The following is an 18,230-nucleotide window of genomic DNA, read 5'->3' on the forward strand; positions in this document are numbered from 1 at the left end:
CGCCAGGAGCACCGCTGGGTAGCCAAGTACGGACGGGATAAGCGCTGAAAGCATCTAAGCGTGAAGCCCCCCTCAAGATGAGATTTCCCAGTATGTAAGACCCCTTGAAGACGACGAGGTTGATAGGTTCGGGGTGGAAGCGCAGCAATGCGTGCAGCTGACGAATACTAATCGGTCGAGGGCTTATCCTAAGAAGATCTGCATGGACCCATACATCCGGCAGACAAACAGCTAAAGTTCAGCAGCAATTTCTTTCGTATCCGGTTTTCAGGGCGCAAGCGCCTTGAAACAGGTTCTAGATGACGCGGGGTGGAGCAGCCCGGTAGCTCGTCGGGCTCATAACCCGAAGGCCGCAGGTTCAAATCCTGCCTCCGCAACCAATAACTTTACTTTTGGTAATCATTTGGAAGTACATATGGAGCTGTGGTGTAGAGGCCTAACATGCCTGCCTGTCACGCAGGAGACCGCGGGTTCGAATCCCGTCAGCTCCGCCATTTATCTAAACAAATAATTGATTTTGTTGGGGATTAGCCAAGCGGTAAGGCAACGGACTTTGACTCCGTCATTCTCAGGTTCGATCCCTGAATCCCCAGCCATTTATATACGCGGAAGTGGCTCAGCGGTAGAGCATCGCCTTGCCAAGGCGAGGGTCGCGGGTTCGATTCCCGTCTTCCGCTCCATCATAACTAAGACAAACATCTTGCCAAGCAAGATGTTTTTTTGTGTTAAACGCTACGATATTCCGGTTAGTTGAGGCGAAGCAGCAGCCGTTTTGATGATATAATCTGCTGTGTAGACAAGCATATGAGATAGATAGCACGTTTCCGCGCAGCAGTTCCGTTGCGCAGACCCAAACGTGCATGCTAACACGATCGTGTAGGAGGCGTAAAATATGCGAAAGTTGGTGTTTTTCTTAGGGGGAGCCGGTGCCGGCAAGACGACGCTCGCGAAAGCAATGGCAAGAAAAAGAGGCGCGGCATTCTTCGATATGGATACGCTGCTGCGCCCGGCCGCGGAAGCGCTCATGAAACAGGCCGGACTTGATCCAAGCGACCGGGATTCTGCTGCCTATAAGACATTGTGCCGGGATCTCGGCTACCGCATCACGATGGACGCCGCGCTTGAGAACATCGGAATCGGAACCGATGCATTCGTCGTCGGCCCGTTCACGAAAGAAACAAAGACCCCGGATTGGATAGAGAGGGAACTCTCTGCCATCGGGGCCACCTTAGATCATGTTGATGTTAAAGTAATATTTGTCGCGCTTCAGAATGAAAGGGACTATTATAACCGTATTGTCCAAAGAGGGTCGGAGCTCGATCAGTGGAAGCTGGACAATTGGCGGGAGTTCAGCCGCTCGCTTGCGAAGAGAGAGCTGAAATGGAATATTCCCGCTTCGTCCGTACTCTACTATGACAACACCAAACCGTCAGATCAAGAAGCGATCGCTGTCCTGGAGCGGTTCGTGTACGGGACTAAAGCGTAGCGGAAGCCATTTATTTTTATTCACCGCGAAACGATTGCTTTACCGCTAAGGAAGGCGTCAGCCGTTTACGCTTGATGATGGTAGTTGGCATCGTCATATAAAAGCTGGAGTTTGTCAAAGAAGGAAATGGAAGAAATGTTGGCATAGCTTGGACAGATGTTTCAAGGCGCGGCTATAATAGTAAGAGTGCGAATTAGAATAAAACACTGCAAGGAGCTGCAAGTATGATACGATTCGGAATCATTGGAACGAACTGGATAACGGAAGCTTTTATCGATGCTGCGCGGGAGGTTGAAGGCTTTGCTTTAACGGCGGTATACTCGCGTTCGGAAGAAACGGGTCGCGCTTTTGCGGCAAAGCACGGTGCGGAGGCGGTTTATACCGATCTGGATGCCATGGCCGGAAGCGGCAAGATCGACGCCGTATATATCGCGAGCCCGAACTCTTTTCACGCGGATCATGCCATTGCGTGTTTGAACCGGGGGATACATGTGTTATGTGAGAAGCCGATCGCGTCCAATGCGCATGAAGTAAAGCGGATGATTGCGGCCGCGCGGGAAAATGGCGTTTTGCTGATGGAGGCTTTGAAGTCGACTCTGCTTCCGGGCTTTCAAGCGATTCAAGAGAACCTCCATAAGCTGGGGACGGTACGCCGTTACTTCGCAAGCTACTGCCAGTATTCTTCGAGATATGACGCTTATAAAGCAGGTACGGTGCTGAACGCATTTAACCCGGTTTATTCGAACGGGGCTTTAATGGATTTAGGCGTATATTGCATCTATCCGCTGGTAACGCTGTTCGGCAAGCCGGATGCCGTGAAAGCGACGGGCGTCATGCTGGAGTCCGGCGTCGACGGCGAAGGCAGCCTTGTGCTGCAGTATCCGAATATGGATGCGGTTGTTATGTATTCGAAAATTACGCATTCTGCGCTGCCCTCCGAAATTCAAGGCGAGAACGGAAGCATTGTGATCGATAAGATTAGCGAAGCCGATAAAATCGAAATCCAATACCGCAACGGCACATCGGAGGATATTTCGCGGCCGACAAACAGCAAATCAATGTTCTATGAGGCAAAAGAGTTTATGGAGCTCATCCGGACGGGCCGGACGGAATCGTCGGTTAATTCGTTCGAAAATTCGCTGGCGGCATTAGAGATTATGGACGAAGCGAGAAGACAATTCGGCTTGGTCTATCCGGCGGATCGGATCGCTGCGGAGTAGATTGAACCTGTAAGCCGGACAATGGCGGAACAGTCTGGCGGGAAGAGGCATGCTGCCTCTTCTTTTTTTGGATTCCAAGGTTTCTGCTTGGGGCAAGCTTGTGATTTTTGAGCCTATTTCTGCCAAAAGGCATTGACAACGCCATTTAATAATGTCATTATGAAAATATCAAAACGACCAAATCAAAACAATAAAGTGAACGGGTGAGCTGCAGTGATGATCGAAAATGAATCGAACTACTCCGCCAGCCGTTATCGGACGCCTGACGGGGCGCCGGCGGATATTGTCGTCTTTACGATCGTATCGGCCGGGAAACCGACCAAGAAAAAGGCTTTGCCGACAAGGGAGCTTCAGGTGATGCTGATCCGGCGGAAAATTTGGCCGTACGAAGGGCAGTGGGCGCTGCCGGGCGGCTTCACGAGGGAATCGGAATCGGTGCACGACTGCGCGATTCGGGAGCTGAAGGAAGAGACGGCCGTGGAGAACGTGAACGTCGATTATTTTAACGTATACAGCGCGCCCGGACGCGATCCGCGGGGATGGATGATCTCGCACGCTTTCTTGGCGCTCGTGAACGAGCGGCTGCTGGAGAAACGCGCGGCAGACGTGGACGCTTCGGACGTCAGGCTCTTCCCCGTTGAAGAAGCGCTTAAGCTGGAACTTGCGTTCGACCACAGGCAGATTTTAGCGGATGCGCTGCTCGGCATTCGCCATAAGATGCTGACAACCAAAGTAGCGAAGGAGTTTCTTCCGGAGGCGTTTACACTTAGCGAGCTGTACCAGATTATTCAGACGGTTGTGCCCGATTACAAGGAACCGAACTTTATTCGCAAGCTGACATCCACGAAGAGCCGAAGCGCGATTATCGAGGAAGTCAGGGATGAGAAAGGCGTGCCAAAGCTATCCAATCAATACTCGCAGCGGGCGGCGCAGCTGTACCGTTTCACGAACGAAGAGCCTCAATTATCGATCTACAACTAACAGCGGGAGGAGAATGCCGGAATGTTGAAATTAAATGGGATGAAGCTTCACTTTAAGCCGTTTCCTAACGGGGAAACGCTCGTGAACGGGGACGAGATTTTAACGCATATGACGGATTTCAACACGATCTATTGGAAGTACGAGGAGGACGGCGATCTCATTAAGCTGATGTTCGTGAAGAGCTACTTGGATGCGCGTAGGGCAAAGTGCTCGCTGACGATCGCCTACATGCCGTACAGCCGGATGGACCGCGTGGAAGGGACGTCCGCTTTCACGCTTAAATATACGGCGGCGTTCCTGAACTCGCTTCAGTTCGAGTCCGTCACCGTTATCGAGCCGCATTCCGACGTGACGCTCGCGTTAATTGACCGCAGCCTGGCGAAATACCCGACGATTCAGCTTCTGGAGCAGGTCGTCACGGAGGTCGGGTTTGATCCGGAATTGGATTACTTGTTTTTCCCGGATGCCGGCGCTCAGAAACGTTACAGCAAGGTGAAGGGCTATAATCAGCTTACCGGCTTTAAATCGAGGGATTTTCAAACGGGCGAAATTCAAAGCCTGGAGGTCGTCGGACAGGTGAGCGGCGAAAGCTTTAAGGCCATTATTGTTGACGATCTTTGCTCGTACGGGGGCACCTTCATGAGGAGCGCGGAGAAGCTGAAGGAAATCGGCGCTTCGCATATCTATTTGCTCGCGGGGCATTGCGAGAAGTCGATTTATAAAGGAAAGCTATTGGAATCGGCGCTTATTGACCGCGTTTTTACGACGGATACCATACTGGACGGTTCGGAGCACGATAAAATTCGCGTATTCGAAATAGGAGGTTTATGAGATGACACAAAAATTTGTTTACCCTGCAACACTGCTGTGCGACTTCTATAAGGTCAGCCACAAGAATCAATATCCGAAAGGGACGGAGCTCGTTTACTCGACTTGGACCGCCCGCACAAGCCGTATGGAAGGCATTCAGAAGGTTGTCGCCTTTGGTTTCCAATCGTTTATTAAGCAGTATCTTATCGATTATTTTAACGAGCATTTTTTTGCAAGAACAAAAGAGGAAGTTACTGAGGAGTATAAGCGAGTCATCCAATATACTTTGGGGGCAGCAGACCCGGATGCAGCGCATATTGAGGAGCTTCACGAGCTTGGTTACCTGCCGATCAAAATCAAAGCAGTCAAAGAAGGCGCGCTCGTTCCGGTACGAGTGCCGATGCTGACGATCGAGAACACGTTGCCCGCTTTCTTCTGGTTGACGAACTATTTGGAGACGCTCATGTCGTGCCAGCTGTGGATGCCGGCTACAAGCGCGACGCTGGCCTTCGAATACCGCAAAATATTAGAAGCGTATGCCCGCAAGACGAACGGCGACGTGTCGGGCGTACCGTTCCAGGGACATGACTTCTCGATGCGGGGCATGGGTGCGCTGGAAGCGGCGCTCGGCAGCAGCGCGGGGCATCTCATCTCGTTCACCGGGACGGATACGATTCCGGCCATCCTTTATCTGGAAAATTATTATAACGCCGATATGAAGAAAGAGCTGGTCGGCACCTCGATTCCGGCAACGGAGCACAGCGTCATGTGCGCGCACGGACGTGACGAAATGGCTTCGTACCGTTACCTGATCAAGGAGGTTTACCCGAACGGCTTCGTCTCGATCGTATCGGATACCTGGGATCTATGGAGCGTATTGGATGTCGTGATCCGCGGGTTGAAGGACGATATAATGAGCAGGGACGGCAGGGTTGTGATCCGGCCGGACAGCGGCGACCCGGTAAAAATCATCTGCGGCGATCCGGATGGCGAGAGCGAGTTCGAGCGCAAGGGCGTAATCGAGATTTTGTGGGACATTTTTGGCGGTACGGTAACGGAGAAGGGCTACAAGCAGCTGGACAGCCACATCGGCGCCATCTACGGCGATGCGATCACGATCGCGCGCTGCCGCGAAATATGCGAGCGGCTTGAGGCGAAGGGTTTCGCTTCGACGAATATGGTTTACGGCATCGGCTCGTACACGTACCAGTATAATACGCGCGATACGTTCGGCTTCGCCTTGAAATCGACGTTTACGGTCGTAAACGGCGAGGAGCGCAAAATATACAAGGATCCGAAGACGGACAACGGCGTGAAGAAATCGCAGACCGGCCTGGTGCTTGTCACGGAGGAGGACGGAAAGCTTGCTTTCACGGACAATCTGGGCGTAGCGGAGTATGAGCGGCGGAAAGCGGAGGATCAGCTTGAGATCGTGTTCGAGGACGGGAAACTGATGCGGGATCTGAAGCTGTCGGACGTTCGCGCGAACTTATTGGCTTATTTATAATGATTTGCAGGGCTGCCGTTTCGTTGTTAGCGAGGCCGGCGGCTTTTCTCGCTGTTTAGTATGAGCGCAAGTGAAATGGAGGTAAGTAATGACGAAAACAAACGAGATGCATGCCGAAATATTACGGGAGCTGCAGACGATTGAGAAGGCAGAGCAGGTGCGCATCCTGTATGCTTGCGAATCGGGCAGCAGGGCTTGGGGCTTTCCTTCTAAGGACAGCGACTATGATGTGAGGTTTATATATGTCAGGCCCATGGAATGGTATTTATCGATAATGGACAAACGGGACGTTATTGAACGTCCGATCAGCAATATGCTGGATATTAACGGTTGGGATCTCAGAAAGGCGCTCAGGCTGTTTCGCAAGTCGAACCCGCCGCTGCTCGAATGGCTGCAGTCGCCGATCGTCTATCATATGAAATATACGACAGCGGACCAAATTCGGAGCCTGTCTCCGTTAACGTTCTCGCCTAAGTCCTGCATGTACCACTACCTTCATATGGCAAAAGGAAACTACCGGGACTATCTGCAGGGCGAGCAGGTGAAGATCAAGAAATACTTCTATGTGCTGCGGCCGATACTTGCATGCGGTTGGATCGAACAATTCCATACGATGCCTCCGATTGAATTCGAGCAGCTGGTCACGGCGCTTGTTCCGAAGGAAAGCGAGCTTCTGACGGTAATTGAGCAGCTGCTTAAGCGGAAGAGAGCCGGCGATGAACTCGATTATGAGCCGAAGCTCCGCGTCATTAACGATTTTTTGGAAGAGCGGATCGCTTACTTCGAGCAGCGAGCTGCCGGCCAGAGGCAGGCAGAGGATTCTCCCGATGACCGGCTGGATGAATTATTCCGCAGCGCGCTGTATGAGGTGTGGGGTTCAACGTAAAAGATATGCATGAACAAAGCATTTCGCAATCGGCGGCGGCCGGACGGAATGCTTTGTTTTTTTTAGGAAATAGTAGTTAGTGAACAGGGGGGATTCGAAGTGATGCTAACGCCGGAGCAGCGCATACAGCTGCATGGCTTCAATAACTTAACGAAATCGTTAAGCTTCAATATGTACGATATTTGTTACACGCGAACGAAGGAAGAGCGCGAGGCTTATATCGCCTACATCGATGAGCAGTACAATTCGGACAGGCTGACGGGCATTTTGAGCACGGTATCGGATATTATCGGCGCACATGTGCTCAATATTGCGAAACAAGACTATGTCCCGCAAGGGGCTAGCGTAACCTTGCTTGTATCGGAAGGACCGGTCAGCGACGAGCCGGAGGAATCTTTCGAAGAGTCGCCGGGGCCTCTGCCCGAGCCGGCTGCGGTGGTGATGCATTTGGACAAAAGCCATATTACGGTCCATACTTACCCGGAATATCATCCGAATGAAGGAATCAGCACCTTCAGAGCCGACATTGACGTGTCGACCTGCGGAGAGATTTCCCCGCTTAAGGCGCTCAACTTTCTGATTCATTCGTTCGACACCGATATTATGACGCTGGATTACCGGGTGCGCGGCTTCACGCGCGACATTAACGGCCATAAGCTGTTCATCGACCATGACATTAATTCGATTCAGAATTACATACCGAAGGAAGAGACCCTTTTGTATGACATGATCGATGTGAATATTTATCAGGAAAATATGTTTCACACCAAATGCAAGCTGAAGCAGTTCGATTTGAACAATTATTTATTCGGCTACACGAAGGATTCGCTATCCGAGAGTGAGCAGCGGGAAATCACGCGAAGATTGAAGGCCGAGATGGATGAAATCTTCTACGGGAAAAATATGAAGGAGCTGATGTAAGGTGAGCAATACAACCAAGACGAAGCCAATTAATCCGCCGCAGCATCAGAACCGTCAGCCGGGCATCGAATCCGAGATGAAGCCGCTGCCGGTGTTTGAGACCGGAGCTTATCGGGCAGCCGGCAAGCTGAAAGGAAAAGCGGCGGTCATTACGGGCGGTGACAGCGGAATCGGCCGCGCGGTCGCGGTCGCTTATGCCAGGGAGGGCGCCGATGTAGCGATCGTCTATTTGAATGAGCATGAAGACGCGAAGGCGACGATGGCCGCGGTGGAGAAGGCCGGAGCGAAATGCCTGCTGATCGCCGGCGATATCGGAGACGAGGCGTTCTGCAAGAGCGCGGTGGAACAGACCGTTAAGGCGTTCGGCAAGCTGGATATATTGGTGAACAACGCGGCGGAACAGCATGTGCGGCAAAAGCTGGAGGAAATTACGTCGGAGCAGCTGATGTCCACGTTCCGCACGAACGTATTCGGGATGTTCTATTTGACGATCGCCGCCATGCCGCATTTGAAGAAGTCTTGCACGATTATTAATACGGCCTCCATTACGGCGTATAAAGGCAACCCGACGCTCATCGATTATTCCTCGACCAAAGGGGCGATCGTTTCCTTTACGAGGTCGCTGGCCGTAAACCTGGCAGGCCAAGGCATCCGGGTAAACGGCGTCGCTCCCGGACCGATCTGGACGCCGCTCATACCGTCAACCTTCGATGAGAAATCCGTCGCCGAGTTTGGCTCCGATACGCCGATGCAGCGTCCGGGGCAGCCGCATGAGCTGGCTGCGGCGTATGTGTATTTGGCCAGCGACGATTCAAGCTATATGACCGGCCAAATCATGCACATCAACGGCGGCGAGGTTGTGAACGGGTAAAAGAATGCTATAGGAAGCCGTGTTCCTTGGCGTAGTTCCCCCAATGCGGCCGCCGTCCGTCGATATCGGCTATGCCGAATTCGTCCGACAGCTGCCAGCTGGAAAATACGCGGCCGGACCGTTCAAGCAAATTTCCGCTCGCGGCGAGCGCCGCGATTCCGCGTCCGACGAAGCGAGGCGTCTCCGTTTGCCCGAAATGCTCGGCATGCGGCTTGCCGCTGCGAACGGCATCCTGCCAGTTCGCTTCGGTAACGCCGTAATGCTCCAGCATCTCCTCCGAGCGGAGAAAGCCGGGCGTGACGGCAACGGCGGAGACGCCGTGAGGGTGAAGATCGGCCGACATCGCCGCGGCGAGGTGGATGGGCGAGATTTTGGCCAAACTGTAAAATAAGCTGCCCCGGTATCGGTAATCGATCCCGTCCGTCACCTCGATGATAAGCCCCGACTTCCGCTCTACCAATAGCGGCGCGCCATAATGACTTGTAATCAGATGCGCCTTCACGGCGCGTTCCTGCATCAATAAGCCTTTCTGCAGCGAATGCTCCCAGAATGGCTTATCCCATTCCGTCAGCTGCTCCCCGCCCCATATATTGTTGACCAGAATATCCAGCTGTCCGGCTTGCTCCGCCTTCACTTGCCCGAATAAGTCTTCTACGTCCCCCGGGACCGTGTGGTCAATTCTCACCGGGATTCCTTTACCCCCGAGAGAGGTCACAAGCTCAGCCGTCTCCTCGATCGTTTCCGTCCGGTTCAGGTCCGAGGCTCGCCCGCGGACGCTTCTTCCCGTACAGTAAACCGTTGCTCCCGCTTCGCCCAGGCTTGCGGCGATTCCCCGGCCCGCTCCGCGCGTCGCTCCTGCGACAACCGCTATTTTTCCTTCAAGTGGTTTCATCATGATCGCTCCTATCTCTTGAATATGATTGCTCTTCGTCAGTGTAGCAAAGCATATACGACAGCTACTGTCATATATAAATGCTACAATAGAAAATAATCGATTCGTTTTGGAGACAAGGGAAGGGCGGTGAGCCATTGCGGGCAGGCAGATTGATTTCGATTCTATTACTGCTGCAAAATTACGGGAAGCTGACCTCGAAGGAACTCGCGGAGCAGCTGGAGGTGTCCGAGCGGACGATCCTCCGCGATATGGAGTCGTTAAGCGGGGCCGGCGTGCCGGTGTATGCGGAACGGGGGCAGAATGGAGGTTGGTTGCTGACGGAGGGCTATCGCACGAATTTGACCGGGATGCGCGCCGAAGAGCTCGTGTCCGTATTGGTGGCAAGCCATGTGGAATTGCTTGGCGATCTCGGAATCGCGGACCATTTTGACACCGCCGTCCAAAAGCTGCTGGCCGCTTCTCCCGCTGAGGCGAGCAGAGGAGCGGCTCTTGTCAGGCAAAAAATCCATATCGACGGCGCGGGCTGGCATCAGTCGAATGAAGAGGCGCCGTTCTTGCCCGTCGTGCAGGAGGCGGTCTGGGAGGAGCGGAAGCTGCGAATCGCTTATCAGAGGAATGAGCGCGCCGCCGAACGGATCGTTCATCCGCTTGGCCTGGTGGCCAAACGTCATGTCTGGTACCTGATCGCGGAGACGGAAGGAGGGATGCGGACGTTTCGTATTTCCCGCCTTTCCGGAGCGGAACTGATGAGGGAATCGTTCGAGCGGCCGCCCGGCTTCGACTTAGCCGCCTATTGGGAGCAATCCGTGGGAGAGTTCAAGCAGCGGCTGCCCCGGTACCCGGCCAAGGTGAAGGTGCTCGAATCGCTGCTTGGGCGGCTCGCGAAGGAGCGTTATGTCCGGATAGGAGAATGCGGGCCGGCGAATGACGGCTGGATCGCCTGTATGGCGGAATTTCAGACGCTGGAGTCCGCTTGTGAAATCGTACTGAGCCATGGTCCGCGCATTCAGGTGCTTGAGCCGGAGGAGATGCGCGCACGAGTGCGGGCAGAAGCGGCGGCTGCCGCCGGGCTGTATGGGGAAGGTCCGTAAATAGGAGCGTCCGCGGCGGTTCCCGTCATTTGACTATGAGCTAGCGGATTCGATACAATTTAAGCTATAGCAAGAATTTATCGATAGTGAAAAATGGAATTGAAGGGAGATAAGCGAGATGAGTGATTTTGAACAGCTTTTGGATAAATACGCGGAATTAATCGTTCGCGTAGGCGTGAATGTGCAGCAGGGACAGGAGGTCTTCCTGCCGCGGGCACCGGTCGATCAAGCGCAGCTTGTCAGACTTATCGCAAGCAAGGCTTATGAGGCCGGCGCGAGCAACGTCCATGTGGATTGGTCGGATGACGACTTGTCCCGCTTGAAGTATGAGAAAGCGGCGGATGACGTATTCACCAGCTTCCCCGAGTGGGAGACGGCAATGCGCAATGCATTCGTGGAGAGGGGAGCGGCATTTATTTCGATCACCTCGTCCAGCCCGGATTTGCTGAAGGGAATTGATTCGGAGCGGATCTCGAATTTCCAGAAGGCATCGGGCGAGGGGTTAAAGGAATTCCGGCGGGCGATCATGGCCGACAAAGTCAGCTGGACGGTCGTTGCGGCTGCAGGCAAGGATTGGGCGGCTAAGGTATTCCCTGATGCTCACGAAGAGAAGGCGGTCGAGCAGCTTTGGAAGGCGATCTTCGATGCCGTCAGACTTCATAACGCAGATCCGGTTAAAGCTTGGAAAGAGCATAATGCCACTTTACATATGAAGAGCGAGAAGCTGAACGAGAACCGGTTCCGGAAGCTGCATTACACGGCGCCGGGCACTGATCTTACGATTGAACTGCATGAGAAGCATATTTGGGTTGCGGCAGGCAGCACGAACATGAATAACATTCCGTTCATGGCCAACATGCCGACGGAGGAAGTGTTTACGGTTCCGCTGAAGACCGGCACGAACGGTTACGTATCCAGCACGAAGCCGCTCAGCTACGGCGGCAACATCATTGACCGCTTCAAGCTGACGTTTGAGAGCGGGCGGATCGTGAAGGCGGAGGCAGAGGAAGGCCAAGAGATATTGCAGAAGCTGGTCGATACCGACGAGGGCGCGCGTTTCCTGGGAGAGGTTGCGCTCGTGCCGCATGAGTCTCCGATTTCCCAGTCGAACATTTTGTTCTACAACACCTTGTTCGACGAGAATGCGTCGAATCATCTGGCGATCGGAAGCGGCTACGCCTTCAATATCGAAGGCGGCAAGACAATGTCGCCGGAGGAGCTCGAGGCGAATGGCGTCAACGCGAGCATCACGCATAACGATTTCATGATCGGTTCCGCGGAGATGGATATCGACGGCATTAAGAGCGACGGTACGGTCGTTCCGATCTTCCGCAAAGGGAACTGGGCGATTTAATTATATAGATGCTCCATCGCCTACAATGAACGATGACCCATAAGAAGGACACTTGAGATAAAGTGACCCTCTTGCGGGTCATTTTATTTAGAGTAATCCATCCTTGCTATACCGACGAGCTTGGAATGACCCGGAAAACTGAGGTACAAAAAGCTTGCTAAAACATAAGCCGTCCCGGCAGATGCCCGGGTGGCTTGCTTTCTTTTACAGTCATTTACACATATTGGGCAAATTCGCTGTGAAACATGACAAACGTCATACCTTCGTATTGACGTTTATGACTACATGGACATGACGCTATTATTTACAATTAAACTAGATTAGCGCGTTTAACGCCCGGAGTTTACTCCAAGCGTCGAACTGAGGAGGAAAAAATGATGACAGAGCCGAAGCATGCTCAATTGAAGAAAACAGTCGCGCCTTTTGAGAAATCAGATTTAAAGTCGAGCATCAGACAGTTGATTAACACTTTAGCGCCACTTGTCCTGCTCTGGTGTGCCGCGTATTACAGCCTTTCCGTTTCGTACTGGCTTACCTTGGCTATAGGGATCGTTACTTCGGGGTTTGTTATTCGGACCTTCATTATTTTCCATGACTGTTGCCATGGGTCATTCTTCAACAACAAGAAAGCGAATGATATCGTAGGGACCATAACCGGCGTACTTACGCTGGTGCCATACCAGCAATGGAAAAATTCCCATGCCATTCATCATGCGACGAGCAGCAATCTCGACAAGCGCGGCGTAGGCGATCTGTGGATTTTGACCGTAGAGGAATACGCGGCAGCTTCCTTCTTTCGCCGTATGGCTTATCGTATGTACCGTCATCCCCTCGTCATGTTCGGACTAGGTCCGATCGGCGTGTTTATGATTCAATACCGGTTTAACCGGAAAGGCGCAAGACGCAAAGAAAAAAGGAACACTCATTTGACGAACTTCTTGATCGTTGCGCTTTATGCGCTTCTATGCTGGGCAATCGGCTGGCAAGCTTTCATTATGGTCCAAGGCCCGATCTTCTTTGTATCCGGCTTGCTGGGCATTTGGCTGTTCTACGTGCAGCATCAATTCGAGGATTCCTACTTTGAGAACGAAGACGAGTGGAGCTACGTGAAAGCGGCGGTAGACGGAAGCTCGTATTATAAATTGCCCAAGGTATTGCAATGGATTACAGGCAACATCGGGTTTCACCATGTTCATCATTTAAGCCCGAAGGTGCCGAACTATTTCCTGGAGCAGGCGCATAATGCAACGCCGCCGCTTCACAAGGCGACTACGATTAACATCAAGGAAAGCTTGGAGTCTCTGCAGTTCCGGCTCTGGGATGAGCAGAACAAAAAGTTTGTCAGCTTTAGGGGCATCAAGCAGCGTCTGCGCAAGATCGAGAAGCCGCCGGAAAAGCTGAAGGCTGCGCGTCCGAGTCTGCAGGGGGAATGATTGCTCGAATAGACGGGAAATATGTTAAAATAAGCTGTAGAATCAGTTCGTCTGAATGAAGCTGAACGAAAAAAAGGGTGGGCGTCATGAATAAGTGGTATCAGATTTTTCACAAAAACACAGGTCTGATCCCTTACGTTTGGATCGTCTTCTGCATCCTGCCCTTTTACTTCATCTTCCAGTCGTCATTGCCCTATGAGGTCGTTTCCGGCATCATTATGATTTTGTTGTTCTTTTTCTGCTATCGGCAAGCGTTTGTAACCAAGGGCTGGCTTGTTTATTTTTGGACCAGCGTGCAAATTCTGATCTCGATTGCGATGACACTGCTGTTCAGCTACGTCTATTTCTCGATCTTTCTCGCTTTCTTTATTGGGAACATACAGAATCGGGCCGGCTTCTTCACGCTTTACTCGATTCATATTATAACTACTTTCGTGACCGTCAATTACGGCTTCGCGACGCAGAACAAGCTGTTCTTCACACAATTCCCGTTCATCCTCATCAGCTTGATCGTTGTTATACTGCTGCCGTTTAATACGTTTAACCGGATTAAGCAGGGGCAGCTCGAAGGCCAACTGGAGAATGCGAATAAGCGAATCTCCGAGCTGGTCAAGCAGGAGGAGCGGCAGCGCATTGCCCGCGACCTGCACGATACGTTGGGACAAAAGCTGTCATTAATTGGTTTAAAGAGCGATCTGGCGGGAAGATTAATGAATACGAATCCCGCAAAGGCGCAGGCCGAGATGAACGACGTTCGTCAGACGGCAAGAACGGCATTGAAGGAAGTAAGGGAAATGGTTACTCAAATGCGCGGCACGAGGCTGGAGGATGAGCTGTTCCGCGTGAGACAGATTTTAAAAGCGGCTCAAATCGATTTTGAGTTCGAAGGCGAAGCCAGCCTGACGGGTATCTCTCTCATTGCGGAAAACGTGCTCAGCATGTGCTTGAAGGAAGCGGTCACGAATGTCGTGAAGCATAGCGGGGCTTCCTTGTGCTCCGTTACCATCGAATCTTCCCGCACTGAACTGATATTACGGGTCCAGGACAACGGGGTAGGGTTATCTGAGCAAGGGAAAAACAACAGGGGACACGGGCTTCAAGGGATGAAGGAACGCTTGGAATTCGTGAACGGAAGCCTCGAGATTGTCTCGAATAACGGTGCTTTGCTTATCATTAGAGTGCCGAGCGTACTAAGGCAGGTTTAATGAGAAGCGTAGAAGGGACTGAGGATATGATTCGCATTGTCATAGCCGAGGATCAGCGCATGCTGCTTGGAGCGCTCGCTTCGCTGCTTGATCTGGAGGAGGACATGAAAGTCGTCGGCCGGGCGAGCAACGGGGAGGAAGCGATCGCGCTCGTTCATCAGCATAAGCCGGATATATGCATTATGGATATCGAGATGCCGGCGAAGACCGGATTGGACGCGGCGGAGGAGCTTAAGGGGCTCGGCACGAAAGTCATCATATTGACGACTTTTGCCCGCTCCGGCTATTTCGAGCGCGCGCTCAAGGCGGGGGTATGCGGATATCTGCTAAAGGACAGCCCAAGCGAGGAGCTTGCGAATTCCATCCGAAGCGTGATGGCCGGACGGCGGATCTTTGCGTCTGAGCTTGTGGATGACGCTTACGGACAGGAGAATCCGCTGACGGAGCGCGAGAAAGAAGTATTGGAGCTTGTCGCGGACGGCAAGAATACGAAGGAAATCGCGAATGAGCTGTTCATAACGACAGGAACCGTCCGTAATTACATTTCGGTTATTCTCGATAAGCTGGATGTCAGCAACCGGATTGAAGCGATCACCCGATTTAAAGAAAAGGGCTGGTTCAAATAATGGCGCAGCCGGTTGACGTTTGAAGCCGTGCTTGTCAAGCGGAAGAGGCGGGAGCGCGGACTTATGCGAAAAAAAGGACATCTGGACCAATCCGTAGGATTAGGGCAGATGTCCTTTTCTTTTATTTACGCAGATAGTCGATAATTGCAAGTTTGGTGTGATCGATGCGCGACATACAGGCCGGCAGACGGAAGACGTTCACCTTTTTCTACTCCAACCGAATACCTTTACATGCACAAGCAGCTTCGTTACCCAATGGGTGACCACATAGAGAATAATGAATACGAGAATCAAGGGTTTAAATAAGATCCAAAGGATCAGCCAGCTGACGAGAATTTGCCAAGGCTTCATCTTCTTCATCAAATTGCCCGGCGTCAGCAAAATACGATAAATGCGGTAGTTCTTCTGCAGCGCGACAAGAAACTCGTCTCGGATTTGCTTGTTCTCCGGATCCAGCCGAATCGCGTTCTTGAGCATGAGCAAATACTCATCATAATCATTACGCTGTTCAGCGGCCCAAGCCAGGTGCAAATAGATAATCTCGGACTCCACTTCAAGGCGCAGTGCTTTGGCGGCGAGCAGCCTGGATTCGTTAAAATTCCGCAGCAAGGCTTCATTATAGCTCAAGGTGGAGAGAAACAACGGGTTCTCCGGCGTTATTTCCAGCGCTTGCAGCATAAAGGCTTTGGCTTCCGGGAATTTCCCCTGTTTGTTGCACAGATTGGCCTGCAAAAAATAATAATGAGGCTCGTAAGGGTAGATCCGCATCGCTTCGTCAAGGGACTCCTTGGTTGCCTTCCAGTTTTCGGAGTCGTAATAGGCCGTCGTGCGTACAAACCAGGCCGTTGCGTTCTCCGGGTCGCGCCTCAGCGCTTCCGCCGACCAGTGAAGGGCTTGCTCGTAATGTTCAAGCCTTAGGTTCACATGGCCAAGAACCGCATAAGCATCCGGGTCTTCCGGCTCCTCCCGAATGAGCTGCATGGCCTCCTCGGCCGCTTCCTTGTATTTCTTCCATTCTATCAGTTGATGAATTCTATCATACCGTTGGTTGTTTCGATCGATCTCTATCATACCGTCAATTCCCTCGCTGCTAACCGGCTACTCTACTTTATGCCGTTAGTTTTCATATAATCTAGCACAATTTGATAATCCTGATTGACATCGCTGAAGGTAGCGTAGTTTTTGGCCGTGGCGAACCAGTCCAGCGTCGTCGCTTTCCGGAATTTCGCGGCCTTCCTCAGGTCATCCTGCTGGATCGGCTGAATATCGCCTGTCTCAAGCGTCCGCTCCAGCGCGTTCTCTACGGCGTCCTTCACGATTTGCTCCAGATCGGCGCCGGAGAAGTTCTTCGTCTCCCGAGCGATCCGGTTCAGATCCAGCGTGGAGAGAGGCTTGCCCGCCAGCTTCAGCTGGAGGATCGCGGCACGCTCCGCTTCCTCCGGAGGCGGTACGAAGACCATATGGTTGAACCTGCCCGGTCTTCGCAGCGCCGAATCCAAATACCAAGGCGTATTCGTCGCGCCGATAACGAAAACCTGGTCGTTGAACGCCCGTAGCCCGTCAAGCTCCATCAGCAGCTGATTCACCAGGATACGGTCGTGATGCTGGCGCATTTGATTTCGGCTGCCGCCCATGGCGTCCAGCTCATCGATAAAGATCACGCAGGGCTTGTTCTCGCGGGCTTTCTCGAAAATATCATGCAAATTGTTTTCGCTTTGCCCTACATACATGCCTAATATCGCCTGCAGCTCGATATGCATGAAGTTCGCGTCAATCTCGCCTGCCACGGCACGGGCCAAGAAGGTTTTGCCGCATCCCGGCGGGCCGTAGAGCAGCAGGCTTCCGCCCGCCTCCTTGCCGTAAGCGGCGAACAGCTCAGGCTGTTTCAGCGGCAAAATAAAATTCATGCGGATTTTCTTCTTCACGTCTTCAAGTCCGCCTACGTCGGCGAATTTCTCATCGGGTTTCTCTGATTCTACCAGATCCTTGCCGTCCTTATCGAAACGAAGCAGCTTAAGCTTGTTGCGGCGGCGTTCGGCAAGGTCGTCACGGTCATTGTAATCGGACATCGTCATCATCCTTTTGCCAAATGAGTTTTGCATTCATTATACCAAAATTCAGTACGCGGGGGAGGCATTCGCAGGAAATCCTCATACGATGCAATGCGAAACGAACTAACCATATTCACCCAATCAATAATTCATGCAGCTTTAACGATTTAACGTTATCATATATAGTCATATAGAAGTAACCAACATTTTTACGCGCAGGGAGCTTACGAACCATGTCCAAAAAAATATTGATTGTCGAAGACGACATCCACATATCCAAAATCATTAAAATGAATCTCAATCTCGTAAACTACGAGACGACCGAGGTTTATGACGGCTTGTCGGCGCTGGCGGCCATCAAGCAGGAGAGGTTCGATCTCATCCTGCTGGACGTGATGGTCCCGCAGGTCGACGGATTCGCATTGATGGAGAACATACGGCCACATGGCATACCGGTCATTTTCCTGACGGCAAAAAACTCGGTTTACGATAAAGTGAACGGCTTAAAGCTTGGTGCCGACGACTATATGGTCAAACCCTTCGAAGCGATCGAGCTGCTGGCCCGAATCGAAACCGTGCTTCGAAGATACGGCAAGGAGGAGCGGGTGATGGCGTTTCAGAGCATACAAGTTGACCTGGACAAACGGGAGGCAACCAAGCATGGGTCCCCCGTCGAGCTGACGCCGAAGGAGTACGAATTGCTTGTCGTGCTGCTGAAAAACAAAAACATTGCCCTTTCAAGAGAACAATTTCTCGATAAAGTATGGGGCAGCGACTATTACGGCGAAACGCGAACGGTGGACATGCATATCAAATCTTTGCGCAAGAAGCTGGAGCTGCAGGAGCATATTAAAACCATTTACAAAATGGGTTATCGGCTGGAGGACTAAGGG

Annotated in this window: 17 protein-coding genes, 4 tRNA genes and 1 rRNA gene; 19 read left to right on the plus strand and 3 right to left on the minus strand. The window is 52.2% G+C overall.

The genetic code is table 11. The features are described from left to right. The 13 genes from H581_RS0106590 to H581_RS0106650 all read left to right on the plus strand — a co-directional run. A 23S ribosomal RNA gene (locus H581_RS0106590) occupies window positions 1–191 on the plus strand; the annotation flags it as partial. Window positions 192–303: 112 nt separating this feature from the next. Then, window positions 304–380, plus strand: a tRNA-Met gene (locus H581_RS0106595). A 37-nt stretch (window positions 381–417) separates the two neighbouring features. After that, window positions 418–494: transfer RNA gene (locus H581_RS0106600), tRNA-Asp, on the plus strand. A gap of 27 nt (window positions 495–521) precedes the next feature. Then, window positions 522–596: transfer RNA gene (locus H581_RS0106605), tRNA-Gln, on the plus strand. A 9-nt stretch (window positions 597–605) separates the two neighbouring features. Then, window positions 606–680 (plus strand) — tRNA-Gly (locus H581_RS0106610). Between the two features lie 212 nt (window positions 681–892). After that, window positions 893–1,486 carry a P-loop nucleotide/nucleoside kinase family protein gene (locus H581_RS0106615; protein ID WP_028609322.1) on the plus strand — a complete coding sequence of 198 codons (594 nt, stop codon included), beginning with the start codon at window positions 893–895 and terminating at the stop codon, window positions 1,484–1,486. A gap of 224 nt (window positions 1,487–1,710) precedes the next feature. After that, window positions 1,711–2,706, plus strand: coding sequence for a Gfo/Idh/MocA family protein (locus H581_RS0106620; RefSeq protein ID WP_028609323.1), 996 nt, complete (start codon window positions 1,711–1,713; stop codon window positions 2,704–2,706). A 216-nt stretch (window positions 2,707–2,922) separates the two neighbouring features. Next, window positions 2,923–3,687 (plus strand): NUDIX domain-containing protein, encoded by a 765-nt coding sequence (locus H581_RS0106625; protein ID WP_028609324.1) that lies wholly within the window; start codon window positions 2,923–2,925, stop codon window positions 3,685–3,687. 21 nt (window positions 3,688–3,708) lie between these two features. Next, window positions 3,709–4,518, plus strand: coding sequence for a ribose-phosphate pyrophosphokinase (locus tag H581_RS0106630; protein WP_028609325.1), 810 nt, complete (start codon window positions 3,709–3,711; stop codon window positions 4,516–4,518). Between the two features lies 1 nt (window position 4,519). Beyond that, on the plus strand, window positions 4,520–6,004 hold the full coding sequence (locus H581_RS0106635; RefSeq protein WP_028609326.1) for a nicotinate phosphoribosyltransferase: 1,485 nt from the start codon (window positions 4,520–4,522) through the stop codon (window positions 6,002–6,004). An 88-nt stretch (window positions 6,005–6,092) separates the two neighbouring features. Then, window positions 6,093–6,890 (plus strand): nucleotidyltransferase domain-containing protein, encoded by a 798-nt coding sequence (locus tag H581_RS0106640; protein ID WP_028609327.1) that lies wholly within the window; start codon window positions 6,093–6,095, stop codon window positions 6,888–6,890. 99 nt (window positions 6,891–6,989) lie between these two features. Continuing rightward, the gene (gene speD / locus H581_RS0106645; protein ID WP_028609328.1) at window positions 6,990–7,811 is read left to right on the plus strand and encodes an adenosylmethionine decarboxylase; all 822 of its coding nucleotides are present in this window, start codon (window positions 6,990–6,992) and stop codon (window positions 7,809–7,811) included. A gap of 1 nt (window position 7,812) precedes the next feature. Then, a complete protein-coding gene (locus H581_RS0106650) occupies window positions 7,813–8,682 on the plus strand; it encodes an SDR family oxidoreductase (RefSeq protein WP_028609329.1) in 870 nt (289 codons plus the stop codon). Window positions 8,683–8,689: 7 nt separating this feature from the next. Here the strand turns inward: H581_RS0106650 and H581_RS0106655 are convergent, their stop codons facing one another. Further along, window positions 8,690–9,574, minus strand: a complete 885-nt coding sequence (locus H581_RS0106655; protein ID WP_028609330.1) for an SDR family oxidoreductase — start codon at window positions 9,572–9,574, stop codon at window positions 8,690–8,692. A 137-nt stretch (window positions 9,575–9,711) separates the two neighbouring features. Here H581_RS0106655 and H581_RS0106660 point away from each other — a divergent pair, with 137 nt between their 5' ends. The 5 genes from H581_RS0106660 (at window position 9,712) to H581_RS0106680 (ending at window position 15,286) form a co-directional block, all read left to right on the plus strand. Further along, entirely contained in the window at window positions 9,712–10,668 is a 957-nt protein-coding gene (locus tag H581_RS0106660; RefSeq protein ID WP_028609331.1) for a helix-turn-helix transcriptional regulator, read from the plus strand. 118 nt (window positions 10,669–10,786) lie between these two features. Further along, window positions 10,787–12,022 (plus strand): aminopeptidase, encoded by a 1,236-nt coding sequence (locus tag H581_RS0106665; RefSeq protein WP_028609332.1) that lies wholly within the window; start codon window positions 10,787–10,789, stop codon window positions 12,020–12,022. A gap of 377 nt (window positions 12,023–12,399) precedes the next feature. After that, window positions 12,400–13,455 (plus strand): Delta(5) desaturase DesA, encoded by a 1,056-nt coding sequence (desA, locus tag H581_RS0106670; RefSeq protein ID WP_028609333.1) that lies wholly within the window; start codon window positions 12,400–12,402, stop codon window positions 13,453–13,455. Between the two features lie 86 nt (window positions 13,456–13,541). Continuing rightward, window positions 13,542–14,660 carry a sensor histidine kinase gene (locus tag H581_RS0106675; protein WP_028609334.1) on the plus strand — a complete coding sequence of 373 codons (1,119 nt, stop codon included), beginning with the start codon at window positions 13,542–13,544 and terminating at the stop codon, window positions 14,658–14,660. 26 nt (window positions 14,661–14,686) lie between these two features. Continuing rightward, window positions 14,687–15,286, plus strand: a complete 600-nt coding sequence (locus tag H581_RS0106680; RefSeq protein ID WP_028609335.1) for a response regulator transcription factor — start codon at window positions 14,687–14,689, stop codon at window positions 15,284–15,286. A 198-nt stretch (window positions 15,287–15,484) separates the two neighbouring features. On the opposite strand, the gene H581_RS0106685 is transcribed toward H581_RS0106680, so the two are convergent. Both H581_RS0106685 and H581_RS0106690 read right to left on the minus strand, forming a co-directional pair. Further along, window positions 15,485–16,357, minus strand: coding sequence for a tetratricopeptide repeat protein (locus tag H581_RS0106685; RefSeq protein ID WP_028609336.1), 873 nt, complete (start codon window positions 16,355–16,357; stop codon window positions 15,485–15,487). A gap of 32 nt (window positions 16,358–16,389) precedes the next feature. Continuing rightward, window positions 16,390–17,355, minus strand: a complete 966-nt coding sequence (locus tag H581_RS0106690) for an ATP-binding protein (protein ID WP_028609337.1) — start codon at window positions 17,353–17,355, stop codon at window positions 16,390–16,392. A 215-nt stretch (window positions 17,356–17,570) separates the two neighbouring features. Here H581_RS0106690 and H581_RS0106695 point away from each other — a divergent pair, with 215 nt between their 5' ends. Continuing rightward, window positions 17,571–18,227, plus strand: coding sequence for a response regulator transcription factor (locus tag H581_RS0106695; protein WP_028609338.1), 657 nt, complete (start codon window positions 17,571–17,573; stop codon window positions 18,225–18,227). The last annotated feature ends 3 nt before the right edge of the window (window positions 18,228–18,230 follow it).

The organism is Paenibacillus harenae DSM 16969 (assembly GCF_000422465.1).
GTDB lineage: Bacteria > Bacillota > Bacilli > Paenibacillales > Paenibacillaceae > Pristimantibacillus > Pristimantibacillus harenae.

Excerpts from the sequence above, each read along its gene's own strand:
- H581_RS0106615 (WP_028609322.1), top strand. The coding sequence starts at position 893 with ATGCGAAAGTTGGTGTTTTTCTTAGGGGGAGCCGGTGCCGGCAAGACG.
- H581_RS0106635 (WP_028609326.1), top strand. The coding sequence starts at position 4,520 with ATGACACAAAAATTTGTTTACCCTGCAACACTGCTGTGCGACTTCTAT.
- H581_RS0106680 (WP_028609335.1), top strand. The coding sequence starts at position 14,687 with ATGATTCGCATTGTCATAGCCGAGGATCAGCGCATGCTGCTTGGAGCG.
- H581_RS0106685 (WP_028609336.1), bottom strand. The coding sequence starts at position 16,357 with ATGATAGAGATCGATCGAAACAACCAACGGTATGATAGAATTCATCAA.
- H581_RS0106640 (WP_028609327.1), top strand. The coding sequence starts at position 6,093 with ATGACGAAAACAAACGAGATGCATGCCGAAATATTACGGGAGCTGCAG.
- H581_RS0106630 (WP_028609325.1), top strand. The coding sequence starts at position 3,709 with ATGTTGAAATTAAATGGGATGAAGCTTCACTTTAAGCCGTTTCCTAAC.
- desA (WP_028609333.1), top strand. The coding sequence starts at position 12,400 with ATGACAGAGCCGAAGCATGCTCAATTGAAGAAAACAGTCGCGCCTTTT.
- H581_RS0106655 (WP_028609330.1), bottom strand. The coding sequence starts at position 9,574 with ATGAAACCACTTGAAGGAAAAATAGCGGTTGTCGCAGGAGCGACGCGC.
- H581_RS0106690 (WP_028609337.1), bottom strand. The coding sequence starts at position 17,355 with ATGTCCGATTACAATGACCGTGACGACCTTGCCGAACGCCGCCGCAAC.
- H581_RS0106675 (WP_028609334.1), top strand. The coding sequence starts at position 13,542 with ATGAATAAGTGGTATCAGATTTTTCACAAAAACACAGGTCTGATCCCT.
- H581_RS0106665 (WP_028609332.1), top strand. The coding sequence starts at position 10,787 with ATGAGTGATTTTGAACAGCTTTTGGATAAATACGCGGAATTAATCGTT.
- H581_RS0106695 (WP_028609338.1), top strand. The coding sequence starts at position 17,571 with ATGTCCAAAAAAATATTGATTGTCGAAGACGACATCCACATATCCAAA.
- H581_RS0106620 (WP_028609323.1), top strand. The coding sequence starts at position 1,711 with ATGATACGATTCGGAATCATTGGAACGAACTGGATAACGGAAGCTTTT.
- H581_RS0106625 (WP_028609324.1), top strand. The coding sequence starts at position 2,923 with ATGATCGAAAATGAATCGAACTACTCCGCCAGCCGTTATCGGACGCCT.